Origin of the sequence: Nocardia sp. NPDC006630 (assembly GCF_040611495.1) — a bacterium.
GTDB lineage: Bacteria > Actinomycetota > Actinomycetes > Mycobacteriales > Mycobacteriaceae > Nocardia.
Map to the genome: position 1 here is coordinate 607606 of NZ_JBEXOK010000002.1, position 14933 is coordinate 622538.

Sequence of the window (14933 nt, forward strand, 5' to 3'; positions counted from 1 at the left end):
ACGGAGCCTGCAGCGGCCCCCGACCCCAGGAACTAATTGTCACCTGCGACATCCGCAGGGAATGTGAGGCTCCACACACATTACGCGGATACAGTGGGCCTGTGGTCCCCCCAATTTCGGCCAACGGCGAGTCGCCGCAGACCGGCCACGGCGTGGTGGCTCGCATCATCGACGAAGTATACGAGTTGTGCCGCGCCGACACCTCCGGAGAGCTGGCCGACTACATCCCGGAACTGGCAGCGGTACAACCGGATTCGTTCGGCATCTGCCTGGCCACGGCCGATGGGCAGGTGTACGGCAGCGGAGATCTGGACACCTGCTTCACAATTCAGTCGATTTCGAAACCGTTCACCTACGCACTGGCACTCGCCGATCACGGAACCGCAGCGATGGCCGAGCGCATCGATGTGGAACCCACCGGGGAACCGTTCTACGAAATCAGTCTGGACCCCAAGACACAGCGGCCGCGCAATCCGATGATCAATGCCGGCGCCATTGCCGCGGCCGGATTGATCGAAGGCCGTGATGCGGCTGACCGGTTTGCCCGGATACGTCGCAGCTACAGCCGATTCGCCGGGCGCGAACTGAAACTCAACGAGGATGTCTACGCTTCCGAGGCGCGCACCGGATTCCGTAATCGCGCCATCGGATATCTGCTGCGCGGCGCGAACATCATCGACGGTGATCCGGAAGAAGCCGTGGACCGGTATTTCCGGCAGTGCTCCATCGATGTCACCTGCCGCGACCTCGCCATGATGGCCGCCACCCTGGCGAACAACGGCGTGAATCCGCTCACGCACGAACGCGCGCTCACCGGACCGCTGGTCGAGCAGGTGCTCAGCGTCATGACCACCTGCGGCATGTACGACGCGGCGGGCGACTGGGTGACCACCGTCGGACTGCCCGCGAAAAGCGGTGTGGGCGGCGGCATCCTGGCCGTGCTGCCCGGGCAGATCGGCATCGCGGTGTACTCGCCGCGGCTCGACGCACACGGCAGCAGCGTGCGCGGGGTGAAGGCCTGCCGGGAACTCTCACACCGATTGGGGCTGCACTTCCTGCATGTGACACGCGCCGCGCACACCGCCATTCGGACCGCGTACTCGGTGGCCGAGGCGCCCTCGCGACTGCGCCGGGACGCGGATGAGCTTGCGGTACTGCGGGAGTGGGGCGACCGCGCCCGCATCTTCGAACTGCACGGCGATCTGCTGTTCGCGGGTGCGGAATCCACGGTGCGGGCCGTGGAGGAAACCTCCGGGCAGCTGGAGGCGCTGGTGCTGGATCTGCGTGAGGTGGCCGATGTGAGCGAGATCGCGGTGCGCATGATCGATGATCTGCAAGCCGAACTGGCCGCCGCCGGATGCCGTGTCGCACTGGTCGATCCGGAGGCGAAGCTCGGGCATATGACCTCGAGCCTGGATCCCAAGGACCCGCACGGGCGGGTGTTCGCGGACCGGGACAGCGCCACCGAATGGTGTGAGCAGCTCATTGTCGACCGGTACCGGCCGGAGGACTGCACGCCCGCAGCGGCGCTGCGAGTGGAACAGCATCCGGCCATCGCCGATCTGCCCGATGATGAAAGGCAGCGGCTGGCAAAGGAATTCGAGATCCGGACGGTCGCGCGTGGGGAACGCATCGTGGCACGCGACAGTCCGCGCGCCGGGCTCTTCCTGATCCTCGACGGGCGGGTCCGGGTGACATTCGAGGATCGCGACGGGCGGCGGCACCGCTTGATCTCATTGTCACCGGGCATGTCGTTCGGTGAGATCTCGCTGCTGACCGGGGTGCAGTTCAGCAATGACATCTACGCCGAGACGACGGTGCGGCTCGCGGTGCTGCCGCCGGACAAGTTCGATCAGCTCACCGGTCAGGCGCCGGAGGTGAAACTGGCGCTGCTGGAACGGCTCGCCACCGCTGCCTACGCCCAAGCCGATGCCGCCGTACGCGCGCTGGCAGCCCACGGCGGGGTCTGAAGCCCACCAGCTCGGACGAATCCGGGCGGGGCCACGCGTGGTCCATCGACGCGCCCGATCACCCAGGACGCATTCGCGCCCGGTTCGAGCAAGGGCCACGCGAAATGATCGGCCCCGGCGGGCTCTGGCAACGCACTGCGAGGTTCAGCCCCGCCGGGAGTGACCGCGCGGCGCGGCGTTCGGTGTGTCGGGCGTCGGTAGCATCGGGGTGCCCTGGCACCGATCGAGGAGGACGCCGTGACCAGTACTGCCATCGATTCCGGCACCATTACGACGTTCGGCGCCGGGAGCGCGAGCGGCACACCCGATCTCATGCGGGTGACCATGTCGATCGAGACCAAGGCCGACAGTGTCGCGACCGCGTACGCGCAAGCCGGAGAGCGCGCGGACGCGCTCATCGGGTCACTGCGCGGCGACGGGGTGCCCGGGCGGGACATCTCGACCAGTGGGCTGTCGGTGCGCACGGAAACCGTATGGACGGAAGGCAATCGGGAACAGATCGTCGGATATGTGGCGAGCACCTCGCTGACGGTGACACTGCGCGATATCGCCACACCGTCGGGAGCGGCGAAGGGCACCGCGGACGGTGGTCCGGCCGCGATCATCGCGCACGCCGTCGAAGCCGGTGGCGACGATGTGCGGCTCGGCGGGCTGGCACTCACCGTGAGCGATCCCGAGAGCCTGCTCACTCGCGCCCGCGACGCCGCCTGGGATCACGCCCTCGCCAAGGCCGAGCAGTACGCCACCCGTGCGGGCCGCACCCTCGGCCCGGTCCTGGAAATCACCGAGAACACCTCTGGATCCTCAACCCCCATGCCCCGCATAGCCTTCGCCGCCGCCAAGAGCGATATGGGCGGCGCTCCCCCGGTACCGATGGAACTCGGCGAAAGCGAACTGTCCGCCACGATCCGGGCGACCTGGCTCCTCGGCTGAGCCTGCCTCAGCGCCGACGCCTGAGCACACACGGAGCCGCGCAGCGCCATCCCGGCATGCGCCCCTTGTCATCCCGGCATGAGCGGCCCCTCGCCACACCTGCATGACTGCCCCTCGCCATCTGGGCATGAGATCCCCCTCGTCATCCCGGCATGGTTTTGGCCGGGATCTCCCTCCGCTGATGGATCCCGGCCACAAGCACGCCGGGATGACGGGCGAAGTGTCGCGCCGGGACGAGTTGGCTCCGGGCGCAATTTGATGCTGTTGTGCTGCTTCAGAATTCGATGTGGGAGAGCAGGGTTTTCGCGCGGGTGGCGGTGAGTTGGATGCGGAAGCGGGTGGCGTCGGCTCGGGTGCGGTGGGGGTGGGGGTTGGTGGAGGTCATGATGCGGAGGTCGCGGAGTAGGCGGGTGCCGTCGCGGACGGTGAGGCGGGAGGTGTCTACGAGGTGGCGGACGTTTTTGGTGCTGTCCGGTTCGGGGGTGCCCACCGCGTAGGCGGTCAGGTGGTCGAGGGTGGCGCGGAGGTGTTCCTCGCAGGCGGCGTAGTCGCGGCGGGAGTAGCAGCGGGTGGCCTGCTGGAGGTGGTCCAGCGGGGTGTGCTGGCCGCGGAGTTCGAGTTCGGTTTCGATCAGGGCGATCTGCTCGGCCAGCTGCAGCGGCAGGCGGTGGGTGGGTCTGAGGCGGCAGCGGATCATTGTCTCGCCCGGCTGGTCGCCGCTGCGCTCGATGCGGAGTTGGTAGCCGTCGGTCAGCAGGGCCGCACGGAAGCCGGGGAGCCAGGGCGGTAATTGCTTGCGCTCGGTGGACTCACCGCGCAGGAACTTCTGCGCGGTGAGTTCGGCCAGATTCAACAGCGCCTGATCCGCCTCGGCGCTCCCGGCCAGTGCGGCCAGGCGCGCGCCGTACACCGGGGTGACCAGCCTGCCCCAATAGCTTTCGGCATTCACCCACATCGCCGCCGTGTACTCGGGGCGCTTGAGATCCACACTCAGCAGCAGCCCCTCCAGCGAGTGGAACTTGGACTGATCTGCGTAGATGAGTTCCAGCACCGCCGAAAGCGTCGGATCCGACAGCGTAGTCATGATCCTCATCTTGACCGATGCCCCGAATCGGCCGCCGCACAGCCAGTTTCCAGCGGGCCGGCGGAGAGCGGCACTCCCGCACCGCGATTCGGCTCAGCGCTCGAGCAGAGCCACGCATTCGATGTGGTGGGTGGCCGGGAAGGCATCGAATACCCGCAGGCCGCTGGGCTTGTACCCGGCATTGCGGTAGAGACCGAGATCACGGGCGAAAGCGGCTGGATCACAACCGATGTGGACGATCCGGCGCGGCCCGCGTTCACCGAGAGCGGCGATGACGTCCTTGCCCGCACCCGCGCGCGGCGGATCCAGCACCACCACATCCGGTGCGGTGTCGGGCTGTTCGACGATCCAGCGCTCGACCCGCTCGGCCCGCAACTGCACCCACGGCAGATCACGCAGGGCGGATTCGCCCTCCTCGACCGCGGAACGCGCGGACTCGACACCGTGCACGGCACCGTCCGCACCGACCTGATCGGCCAGGCGCGCGGCGAAAACGCCGACACCGCAGTAGAGATCCCAGCCCAGCGTGCCCGGCGCGGCATCGGACCACTCCGCCACCACATCCGAATACATCTGCGCCGCACCGGAATGCGGCTGCCAGAACCCGGTGGCCGAGACCTCCCAGCGACGGCCCGCGACATACTGCACGGCCACGCCGCTGCCCTCGATCACGCGCTCCGTGCGGGCACGGCTGGCGGCCGCACGGCGGGCCGCGGCGGAATTGCGGCCACCGCGGCGATCGCGGGCCTCCGGGCGGCTACCGGACCGCACCTCGGCGGGGGCCAGCTCCACAATGTGCCGCACGCCGTCACCGTCCACGGCGACAACAAGATCCGCGCCGGGAGTCCAGGTGCGATCGGCAATGCCGGTCATAGCTCCGGCGATCGGCTGCGGGCAGCGCAGATCGGTGATCACATCGGTACTGCGGTAACCGTGCACGCCGGCGCGGCCCTCGGCATCGACCACCAGGCGCACCCGCGAACGCCAGCCGCCGGAAGACGACAGCGGCGCAATGCCATTCACGTCGAGGTCACTCACCGTGAGGCCGTTCGCCTCGTCATGCACCGCACTGCCGGACACCCGGCCCGCCGCAGCGCCAGACACGCGGCCTGCCGCGGCGTCATACACGCGGCCCGCCGCAGCGCTCCGCACCCGCCCGGCCGCAATGCCGCGCACACCGCCGGTAGCGATACCGCTGCGTCCCACCCGTCGCGGCGCCGTGCCGCGCGGCGGAATCGGAATGACCTCGACCTCGAAATCCGTCTCCCAATCGGCAAGACGGCGCAGCTGCTCGGAGACCACGGACGCCTTCAGCGCACGCTGCGCTTCCGGTGTGGCATGCGAGAAATCACAGCAACCCGCGCCACCGGGTCCGGACACCGGGCACGTCGGATCGACCCGATCGACCGAAGGCTCCAGGATCTCGATGGCATCGGCGCGGCAGAACGAACCGCCGCGATCCTCAGTCACCTGAGCGCGCACCAGCTCCCCCGGCAGTCCGTGCCGCACGAACAGCACCCGGCCCTCGTGCCGGGCCACACAGAAACCACCGTGCCCGGGCGGGCCGAGGCGCACCTCGTACACCGCACCGCGCCAATTCTCGCCACTGCTCATGACTCGTCTCCGAAACCGCGCCGCACCGAACCAGGCGCATTGACTTCACGGCCCGCACGGGCCTTGGCGGAGGAGCTCAGCTGCCACGGCACGGAGGTCACCATGACACCCGGCTCGAACAGCAGGCGGCCCTTGAGGCGCAGCGCACTCTGGTTGTGCAGCAACTGTTCCCACCAGTGGCCGACCACGTATTCGGGGATGAACACGGTCACCACATCGCGCGGGGAATCCTTGCGGACGCGCTTCACGTAATCGACCACCGGTTTGGTGATTTCACGGTAGGGGGATTCGATCACCTTGAGCGGCACCGAAATGTCGCTGCGCTCCCATTCCCGCACCAACGCCCGGGTGTCTGGTTCGTCGACGTTCACGGTAATGGCCTCGATGGTGTCGGGTCGTGTGGCGCGGGCATACGCGATGGCCCGCTTGGTCGGTAGATGCAATTTCGACACCAGCACGATGGAGTGCGTGCGACTGGGCAGCACACCGTCCCATTCGGTCTCGTCCAGTTCCCTGGACACGGTGTCGTAGTGGCGGCGAATGAGCTTCATGATGCCGAAGATGGCGGCCATGGTGACAATCGCGATCCAGGCGCCCGCCAGGAACTTGGTGACCAGCACGATCACCAGTACGGCCGCGGTCATGCTCAGGCCGATCGCATTGATCACCCGGGACCGCTTCATACGCGCGCGCTGCGCCGGATCGGTCTCGGTGCGCAGCAGCCGCGTCCAGTGCCGCAGCATGCCGGTCTGACTGAGCACGAACGAGACGAAGACGCCGACGATGTAGAGCTGGATCAGGCGGGTCACCTCGGCGCCGAACAGCACCACGAACGCGATGGCCGCGCCGGCCAGGAAGATGATGCCGTTGCTGAAGGCCAGCCGATCACCGCGCGTATGCAGCTGGCGCGGCAGGTAGCGGTCCTGCGCCAGGATCGAGCCCAGCACCGGGAAACCGTTGAACGCCGTGTTCGCGGCCAGCACCAGGATCAGCGCGGTGACGGTGGTGATGAAGTAGAACCCGGCCGGGAAACCGTGGAACACCGCGCCCGCCAGCTGCGCGACGAGCGTCTTCTGCTCATAGCCGGCCGGTGCGCCGGTGAGATCGTCGGTGCGCTGCGCGTAGACGACGCCGACCTTCTGGGTGAGCACGATCATGCCCATGAACATGGTGATCGCAATGCTGCCCAGCAGCAGCAGCGTGGTCGCGGCATTGCGCGACTTGGGCTTCCGGAACGCCGGAACACCATTGCTGATGGCCTCCACACCCGTCAGCGCGGCACAACCGGACGAGAAGGCGCGGGCGATGAGGAAGACGAGCGGAACTCCCAGCAGATGCGATTCCTCGGCTTTGAGGCCGAACCCGTAGGACTCCGCGTGCACGTCCTGGCCGAGGATCCCGATCCGGGTGAACCCCCAGACCAGCATGACGAACATGCCGATCATGAAGGCGTAGACGGGAATCGCGAACATCGTGCCCGACTCCCGCACGCCGCGCAGATTCATAGCGGTGAGGATCACGATCGCCGCGACCGCGAACAACACCTTGTGTGTCGAGACGAACGGCACCGCCGAACCGATATTGGAGGCCGCCGAGGAAATCGACACCGCCACGGTGAGCACATAATCCACCAGCAGCGCACTGCCGACGGTCAGTCCCGCGGTCGGGCCGAGGTTCTTGGTGGCGACTTCGTAATCACCGCCGCCCGAGGGATAGGCGTGCACATTCTGCCGGTAGCTGGCGACCACAACCGCCATCACCAAAGCGACCACCAACCCGACCCACGGCGCATACGTGTACGCCGAGAGCCCGGCCACCGACAGCACCAGAAAGATTTCCTCGGGTGCGTAAGCCACCGATGACAAAGCATCGGAGGCGAAGACCGGGAGTGCGATCCGTTTGGGCAGCAGCGTATGGCCCAGGGAATCACTACGGAATGGGCGGCCAACCAGCATGCGCTTGGCGGCCGTCGTCAACTTCGACACTTTGGTGAGCATAAGGGAGCGCGGACCCCGCCGCGTCCACGGCGCGGCAGGTTCCGGTCCGGGACCGTAGTGTGGCCCCTGAACACGGTGAGTTTCTCCTGCTGCGCAGTGTGGGCTTTTTCCGATTCCGGTTTGAATACCGACCAGAGGGGGAAAGTGCCTCGGGGAAAACTCGAACGGTACGGTTGCCAACCGGCTGTGATTTCGACAAGCAGGCAACCAGACCGCACACCACGGTTTTCGGGAATGGGGTTCGCAGGGTGTACGTAGTGATCATGGGGTGTGGGCGAGTCGGATCCTCGCTGGCTCGCGCCCTGGTCCGCATCGGCCACGACGTCGCGGTGATCGATCAGAATTCGAGCGCCTTCCTCCGGCTGGGCCGTGACTTCCCCGGGTTGTGCATTACCGGCGTCGGATTCGACCGGGATGTATTGACCCGCGCGGGAATCGAACGGGCAGAGGCCTTCGCGGCCGTCTCCTCCGGCGACAACTCCAACATCATCTCCGCGCGGGTGGCGCGGGAGACCTTCGGCATCGACCGCGTGGTCGCCCGCATCTACGACGCCAAGCGCGCCGCCGTATACGAGCGCCTGGGCATTCCGACCATCGCCACCGTGCCGTGGACCACCGACCGGTTCCTGCGCGCACTGGTGGCCGATCAGTCCACCACCACCTGGCGCGACCCCACCGGCACCGTCGCGGTCACCGAACTCGCACTGCACGAAGAGTGGTACGGACGCACCGTGCACTCGCTGGAGAGCACCATCGGCGTCCGCGTCGCGTTCCTCATCCGGTTCGGCCAGGGTGTGCTGCCGAACGCGAAGACGCTGATGCAGGCCGACGACACGGTGTACATCGCGGCCACCTCGGGCACAGTAGGTGAAGCGGTCGCCTTGGCTGGAAATCCCCCCGCGAGCGAGGACTGATCATGAAGGTAGCCATTGCGGGCGCCGGCGCCGTCGGCCGATCCATCGCCCAGGAGCTATTGCGCGGCGGGCACCAGATCATGCTGCTGGAGCGCCGCCTCGACCACATCGACCCCGTCAGCGCGCCCGCCGCGGTGTGGGTGCACGCCGATGCCTGCGAGCTCGAGACGCTCGAAGAGGCCGGGCTGGAAACCTATGACGTGGTCATCGCCGCCACCGGCGACGATAAGGTGAATCTGGTGTTCGCCCTGCTCGCCAAGACCGAATTCGGCGTGGGCCGGGTGGTCGCGCGGGTCAACGATCCGCGCAACGAATGGCTCTTCGACACCTCGTGGGGTGTGGACGTCGCCGTCTCGACGCCGCGCCTGCTGGCCTCGCTCGTCGAGGAGGCGGTCTCCGTCGGAGATCTGGTGCGGCTCATGACATTGCGTCAGGGCCAGGCCAATCTGGTGGAGATCACGCTGCCGACCGATACGCCGTTGGCGGGCAAGGCCGTTCGCATGCTGAAGCTGCCGCGCGATGCGGCGCTGGTGACCATTCTGCGCGGCGGGCGAGTCATCGTGCCGCAGCCGGACGATCCACTGGAGGGTTCCGACGAACTGCTGTTCGTCGCCTCCGTCGAAGCCGAGGACGATCTTCGGAAAGCCCTCGGCGTCAACGGTTTCGGCAACCCGGTCGGCACAACCGCCTGATAAGGCCGATGCGGGCGGCCACCCCGCACTACGACGCCGACCGGAGTTCGGCGCGCAGCTTGTTGAGGGCGCGGTGCTGCATCACCCGCACCACGCCCGGACTGGTCCCGATGGCCTCGGCGGTCTCCGCGGCCGTCCAGCCCAGCACGATGCGCATGACCAGCACCTCGCGATGGGTGGGCGCCAGCACCTTCATGAGTTCCCTGGTGGCGGCACGGGTTTCGGACTGCAGCGCCCGCTCCTCCGGTCCGGCCTCGGTATCGGTGGCGTCCGGGAATTCCGCGACCGGATAGGCCGGATGCAGCTGCGCCCGGCGGAAGGCATCGGCGACCTTGTTGGCAGAGATGCCGTACACGAACGCCAGGAACGACTTGCCCTGATCCCGGTAGCGCGGAATGGCCTGCACGGTGGCCAGGCACACTTCCTGAGCCACATCATCGGCCGTCACATGCAGATGGCCCGCGCCACCGATGCGCGCGGCACAGTAGCGCCGCACCAGCGGGTAGACGATCCGGAGAATCTCCGTCACCGCCGCCCGGTCGCCCGCCGCCGCCGGAGCGATCAATTTCTCGAGTTCCGCTGCCGCACGCCGGGATTCCGACGTCGCCGCGGTACTGCCCTTGGTTCCCCGCCCCGCCGAATGCCGGCGCGCGGCCGTTGTCTGCACCGCCGCGCCGAGCCCCTCGCCACGGTCCTGCGATGCCACTGCCTTGCCGTCGGTAATCAACTCGAGATCCTTTCGCCGTTCGTTATACAACGATCGTGCGTGGATCGGAGCCGCCGAAATAGGTACCCCAGGGGTGGGGTGGCCACCCCCTGTCACCCCCGAATCGCCCCGAAGGTGTTTACGCGAGGGCAGTTTGACGCGATAAGGCGCCGAGATAACTCGGCGCCTACGTGGGAAAGACTCAGTTCGGAGCAGCCTCGGTGGCCTTCGCGGCGGGCATATGGCCCGCCTTGCGCACCGCCCACACCGTGACCACCAGCGCGACGGCGGTCAGCGGCCAGCCCATGGCCAGGCGCGCCACCGCCAGCAGGCCGGTGCTGTTGGAGTCGTAGAGGTGGTTCTGCACCAGATAGCGGGCCACGAAGACGATCGCCCACACCGCGGTGGCCAGATCGTAGAGGCGCATGGCGCGGCGATCGGAACGCCACTCGGTGCCGTGCCCGTTCAGCACACCCCAGATGACGCCCGCCAGCGGCCAGCGCACCAGCAGCGAGATCAGGAACGCGCCGCCGTAGATCAGGCTCGCGTAGATGCCGAACAGGAAGAAGCCCTTGGCCTCACCCATCCGATAGGCGATGAGCGCACACACGCCCACACCGAGGAATCCGGAGATCGCCGGCTGGATCGGACCGCGCTTGACCAGCCGCCAGATCAGGATGGCGGTCGCCACGCCCAGGGCCGCCCAGATGGCGGTGGTGAGCCCGCGCAGCGAATTCACCGGCACGAACACCAAAACCGGCAGCGAGGAGTAGATCAGGCCGCTGAAGCCGCCCAGCTGCTCGAGCAGGGTCTGCTCGATCTCCTCTTCCCGCTCCTGTTCCACCTCGTCGGCGAAGGCGTGGGCGAGTTCGTCCTCGCGGTCGGCCAATTCCGCCTCGAAGGCGTGTTCCAGCTCGCCGGGGGACGTGCCGTAGGCGCCATCGGATATGCGGCCGTCGTCATTGCTGCTGGGTATCGGCATAGGAGTCAGGAGTTCTCACGCAGTTCGTAGTAGGGGTTGTAGATGACCTTGCCGCCATCACGTTCACCGACGCGGCCGCGGACCAGAATACGACGACCCGGCTCGATTCCGGGGATGCGCCGCCTGCCGATGAAGACCAGCGCCACACTGTCGGTGCCGTCGAAGAACTCCGCCTCCACCTCGGCGCCCGCCGATTTGGGGCAGGCCTCGACGCTGCGCAGGCGGCCGAGCATGGTGACTTCCTCACCTCGGCGACACTGCGATGCCGCACACGCGCCCGACGCCTCCGACGTCTCGGCGAGCTCCTCGGCATCCAAACGATCCAGATCCTCCGTCAGGCGCCGGCTCAATCGCCGGAAATAGCCTGACGGGGCTTCCTTCCCACCCGAGGATGGCATCTCGCACGCTCTCCTGTAGAGCCATACGGCGTGGGTCTCACGTCGTTCTTCTCTCCGCATACCTCGTAGGTTTCCCACTCGGGCGCGGCGTACACACCGCCACTGTAGAGGTGACGGGGTGTACTCGCCACGCGCGCCCGTCCCAGTACGCTCGGCGGGTGCCAGATCTCTCACATCCGGCGGTCGCCGTCGCCCTGCCCGGAACCGGCTCCGATGCGCACTTCGCCGCGCGTGCCTTCGGAACCGCTTGCGCCGCAATGGATCTGCCGCTGCACGCGGTGGACCCGGACCCGCAGCGGGTCATTGCGAGCTATCAGGCGGCGCTCGATGCCGCCGCGCGATCCGGGCCGGTGCTCATTGCCGGTATTTCGCTCGGTGCGGCCGTTGCCGTGGATTGGGCGGCGCGGCATCCCGATTCCGTGTTCGGCGTGGTGGCCGCGCTCCCCGCCTGGACCGGGGCCGACACCACCGGCTGCCCGGCCGCGCTCAGCGCCGCGGCGACGGCGGCGCAGCTGCGGGCGGACGGCATCGACGCCATGATCGACCGCATGCGGGCCTCGAGCCCGGCCTGGCTGGCCGAGGCGCTCACCCGCTCCTGGCGGTCGCAGTGGCCGCAGCTGCCCGCGGCGCTGGAGGAGGCCGCCGCGTACGCCTGGCCCGAGGCCGAATTCTTGACGAAGGTCACAGTGCCGGTATCGATCGTCGGCGCGATCGACGATCCCGTGCACCCCTTCGCGGTGGCGGAGCGGTGGGCCGAGCTCATCCCCCACTGTGAATTGCACCGCATCACGCTCGACGAGCTGGGCGCGGACCCGGCGATCCTGGGCGAGCGCGGCATTCGGGCGCTGTTCGCCCGGCACATCAGCACACCCTGAAGCATCCGAGCCGCCGAAGCACCACACCACCCAGGTCGCCGCATCCTCGGATCACCGAACAACAATTCGCAGCACCTCGAATCACGCAGACAGCAAACGACCTTCGCACCTCCCCGAAAGCGGGCGGTGCGAAGGTCGTTTGTCGTTATGGCTATGGCAGGCCAGGCGCTAGTTGAGACCCAGCTGCTGCATCGCGGAACCCTCCGCGCCGCGACGCGGTTCGCCGTCCGGAGCCTGGATCGGCTGCGGTCCGCCCTGCATGGCGGCCAGCTGCGCGGCCACCGCCTGCTGCTGGGCATCCAGCTGCTGCTGGTGGGCCGCTGCGAGCTGATCGGCGAGTTCCTGGGGTAGGACCACCGGAAGGGGTTCCCGCACCGGTAGCGGCTCATCTCCGCGGCGGACCACGGTCTCGCCGAGGATGGCGCGGGCCGCGGCCACCAGGGCGGTGCCGTCGGTGGCAGCGCCACTGGGACCGGCCGCCACCAGGCGGACCATCCAGCGGTACCCGTCCACGCCGATGAAACGCAGATCCGCGCCCTCGGTGACCGCGTGCAGTTCCCGGCCCCACGGACCCTTCTGCACCGACACCTGGGCGCCGTCCTTGCGCAGCGTCTCCGCCAAATCCGCTGCGACCGAACGCCATTGGCCCGGCGACTTGGGCGCGGCATACGCGGCGACCGTGATGCGGCCGTGCTCGGTGGCCAGATGCACCGCCTGCGGCGCACCCTCCGGCGTCATCTCGACCTGCAGCTGCCCGCCCGGCGGGACCGGCACGATGACCGAACCCAGATCCAGGCGCTGCTCGCCGATGCTCTCGATCTGATCGACGACGTCCTCGTAGTTGTACGGGCCGGTGCGCTCGCCCGCGACCACGGGGAATTCGCCGGTGTCCTCATCGGAGTCGTCGTACACGGCGGCGGCCTCGTATTCGGCCTCCTCCTCGTACTCGTCCGCTTCGTCGTCGTATTCGTCGTACTCGGTGTATTCGTCGTCGTACGGTGCGGCGGCGTCGCCGGACTCACCGTTGCGCTTCTTGCGTCCGAACATCGTCATGCCTCCTTGCCGGCCACCAGGCTGGCGTGCCCACCACTGGATCCGTATCCTCCAGCGCCACGCTGGGTTTCGTCGAGATTGTCCACCTCGACGAAGTCGACCAGCTCCACCCGCTGCACCAGCAGCTGGGCGATGCGGTCACCGCGGCGGAGCTCGATGGGAGTGCGCAGATCGTGATTGATCAGGCACACCTTGATCTCGCCCCGATAGCCGGCATCAACCGTGCCGGGGGTGTTGACGACAGACAGGCCGGTCTTCGCGGCCAGGCCGGACCTGGGATGGATGAGACCGACCGTTCCGATCGGGAGGGCCACCGCGATGCCGGTACCAACCAGCACCCGCTCCCCCGGTTCGATGATGACGTCCTCGGTGGTACACAGATCCACCCCGGCGTCGCCCTCGTGGGCGCGCGTGGGTACAGGCATCGCGGGATCGAGCCGCAGCAGGGGAATTGGAGGAATACCGGTCACGTCGGCCGAGCCTACGCGTTCACCCCCGCAGCCATTGACCTAGTCTGATGTCGTGTCCGACCAGCCCCCTCAGGTGACCATGGAACCTCAGCAGCAGACCACGCCCCTCTACTCCGAGCGCCTCTGGGTGCCACTGTGGTGGTGGCCCGTAGGTTTGGCGGTCACCGGACTGCTGGCAGCCGAAATCCACATGGGCGCACCGGGTGTGCGGGCCTGGTTGCCCTACGTCCTGCTGTTCCCGATTCCCGTGTGGGTGCTGCTGTGGATGTCCCGGCATCGGGTGGAGGTGGCCCGCGACGCGGACGGCACGCCGGAATTGCGCATCGATACCGCGCATCTGCCCGCCACCTTCGTGGCGCGTGCCGCGGGCGTGCCCACCAGCGCGAAAAGCGCGGCGCTGGGCCGACAACTCGACCCCGCCGCGTACGTTCAGCACCGGGCCTGGGTCGGCCCGATGTTGTTGCTCGTGCTCGACGATCCGGACGACCCGACACCGTACTGGTTGGTCAGTACGCGTCGGCCCGATCGAATCCTGGAAGCGCTCGGCGTCAAAAACGCTGGTCAGCCCAGTAACTGAGACTGGTCAGCGCCGTGCTCGAGCCGAACGAATCCCCTTGCCGCGCTCGGCGAACCGAGCGCGGGCTGACGGATATTCCTGCGGGCTGAACGACCTGGATCAGGCCGCGCAGTCCATACAAATCAGCTGCCCGCTAGCTTCGCTGGCGAGCCGGCTGCGGTGGTGCACCAGGAAGCAGCTGGAGCAGGTGAACTCGTCGGCCTGCTTCGGGATGACCCGAACCGAGAGCACCTCCTCCGAAAGATCCGCGCCAGGAAGCTCGAACGACTCCGCGGTATCGGATTCGTCGATATCCACGACGGCGGACGCGGCCTCGTTGCGACGAGCCTTCAGCTCCTCGAGCGAGTCCTCCGACACTTCGTCGGTTTCACTGCGCCGTGGTGCGTCATAGTCGGTTGCCATGTCGTCTTCCCCTCGTCCTTACTCCGTATATCCCGGACCGGCTGGTTCCGTCCCGATTCCCGCAGGAACCGGGCCGGGATAGCCGCCCCGCCCGTGGTGTACGTCACGTGTACACCAGTCACCGACCTGGCCGGATACTCCTGGTCCGTACCTGATCGCGCTCGGTCAACGCAGGACAAGCCCTTGTTGTTCCCGAAATCGAACCCCCGATTCAACCCGGGCGATACGATCGCGGCCGCCAGACAATAGCGGACCCCACGGCAAAA

The 14933-nt window shown here is 67.6% G+C and carries 15 protein-coding genes; 6 read left to right on the forward strand and 9 right to left on the reverse strand.

Going from position 1 to position 14933, the window contains the following annotated elements; translation table 11 throughout:
• Positions 1-101 precede the first annotated feature (101 nt).
• Positions 102-1970 carry a glutaminase A gene (gene glsA, locus ABZX86_RS07285; protein ID WP_355120948.1) on the forward strand — a complete coding sequence of 623 codons (1869 nt, stop codon included), beginning with the start codon at positions 102-104 and terminating at the stop codon, positions 1968-1970.
• Between the two features lie 237 nt (positions 1971-2207).
• On the forward strand, positions 2208-2903 hold the full coding sequence (locus ABZX86_RS07290) for an SIMPL domain-containing protein (RefSeq protein WP_355120950.1): 696 nt from the start codon (positions 2208-2210) through the stop codon (positions 2901-2903).
• Between the two features lie 274 nt (positions 2904-3177).
• Here the strand turns inward: ABZX86_RS07290 and ABZX86_RS07295 are convergent, their stop codons facing one another.
• The 3 genes from ABZX86_RS07295 to ABZX86_RS07305 all read right to left on the reverse strand — a co-directional run bounded on the left by ABZX86_RS07295 (position 3178) and on the right by ABZX86_RS07305 (position 7586).
• A complete protein-coding gene (locus ABZX86_RS07295) occupies positions 3178-3987 on the reverse strand; it encodes a hypothetical protein (protein ID WP_355120952.1) in 810 nt (269 codons plus the stop codon).
• Positions 3988-4080: 93 nt separating this feature from the next.
• Complete coding sequence (locus tag ABZX86_RS07300) at positions 4081-5601, reverse strand: TRAM domain-containing protein (protein ID WP_355120954.1); 1521 nt, start codon at positions 5599-5601, stop codon at positions 4081-4083.
• Positions 5598-7586: an APC family permease gene (locus ABZX86_RS07305; RefSeq protein WP_327145218.1), complete on the reverse strand. Its 1989-nt coding sequence runs from the start codon at positions 7584-7586 to the stop codon at positions 5598-5600. Before ABZX86_RS07305 ends, ABZX86_RS07300 begins: the two co-directional genes overlap by 4 nt.
• 260 nt (positions 7587-7846) lie before the next feature.
• Here ABZX86_RS07305 and ABZX86_RS07310 point away from each other — a divergent pair, with 260 nt between their 5' ends.
• Complete coding sequence (locus tag ABZX86_RS07310) at positions 7847-8512, forward strand: TrkA family potassium uptake protein (RefSeq protein WP_355120956.1); 666 nt, start codon at positions 7847-7849, stop codon at positions 8510-8512.
• Between the two features lie 2 nt (positions 8513-8514).
• Positions 8515-9204, forward strand: coding sequence for a TrkA family potassium uptake protein (locus ABZX86_RS07315; protein WP_327145216.1), 690 nt, complete (start codon positions 8515-8517; stop codon positions 9202-9204).
• 28 nt (positions 9205-9232) lie between these two features.
• Here ABZX86_RS07315 and shbA read toward each other — a convergent pair whose 3' ends face one another.
• The 3 genes from shbA to ABZX86_RS07330 form a co-directional block, all read right to left on the reverse strand.
• The gene (shbA, locus tag ABZX86_RS07320; RefSeq protein WP_327146494.1) at positions 9233-9871 is read right to left on the reverse strand and encodes an RNA polymerase sigma factor ShbA; all 639 of its coding nucleotides are present in this window, start codon (positions 9869-9871) and stop codon (positions 9233-9235) included.
• A 241-nt stretch (positions 9872-10112) separates the two neighbouring features.
• Positions 10113-10892, reverse strand: coding sequence for a DUF3159 domain-containing protein (locus ABZX86_RS07325; RefSeq protein ID WP_355120959.1), 780 nt, complete (start codon positions 10890-10892; stop codon positions 10113-10115).
• A gap of 5 nt (positions 10893-10897) precedes the next feature.
• Positions 10898-11290 (reverse strand): OB-fold nucleic acid binding domain-containing protein, encoded by a 393-nt coding sequence (locus ABZX86_RS07330; protein WP_327145214.1) that lies wholly within the window; start codon positions 11288-11290, stop codon positions 10898-10900.
• Between the two features lie 158 nt (positions 11291-11448).
• Between ABZX86_RS07330 and ABZX86_RS07335 the strand changes: the two genes are divergently transcribed.
• Positions 11449-12165, forward strand: coding sequence for an alpha/beta hydrolase (locus tag ABZX86_RS07335; protein ID WP_355120961.1), 717 nt, complete (start codon positions 11449-11451; stop codon positions 12163-12165).
• A 168-nt stretch (positions 12166-12333) separates the two neighbouring features.
• Here the strand turns inward: ABZX86_RS07335 and ABZX86_RS07340 are convergent, their stop codons facing one another.
• Entirely contained in the window at positions 12334-13212 is an 879-nt protein-coding gene (locus ABZX86_RS07340; RefSeq protein ID WP_355121309.1) for a DUF3710 domain-containing protein, read from the reverse strand.
• 2 nt (positions 13213-13214) lie between these two features.
• Complete coding sequence (dut, locus tag ABZX86_RS07345; protein ID WP_355120963.1) at positions 13215-13688, reverse strand: dUTP diphosphatase; 474 nt, start codon at positions 13686-13688, stop codon at positions 13215-13217.
• A gap of 79 nt (positions 13689-13767) precedes the next feature.
• On the opposite strand from dut, the gene ABZX86_RS07350 reads away from it, so the two are divergent.
• Positions 13768-14265, forward strand: a complete 498-nt coding sequence (locus ABZX86_RS07350) for a DUF3093 domain-containing protein (RefSeq protein ID WP_355121311.1) — start codon at positions 13768-13770, stop codon at positions 14263-14265.
• Between the two features lie 99 nt (positions 14266-14364).
• Here the strand turns inward: ABZX86_RS07350 and ABZX86_RS07355 are convergent, their stop codons facing one another.
• Positions 14365-14667: a DUF4193 domain-containing protein gene (locus ABZX86_RS07355; RefSeq protein ID WP_327145210.1), complete on the reverse strand. Its 303-nt coding sequence runs from the start codon at positions 14665-14667 to the stop codon at positions 14365-14367.
• Positions 14668-14933 lie beyond the last annotated feature (266 nt).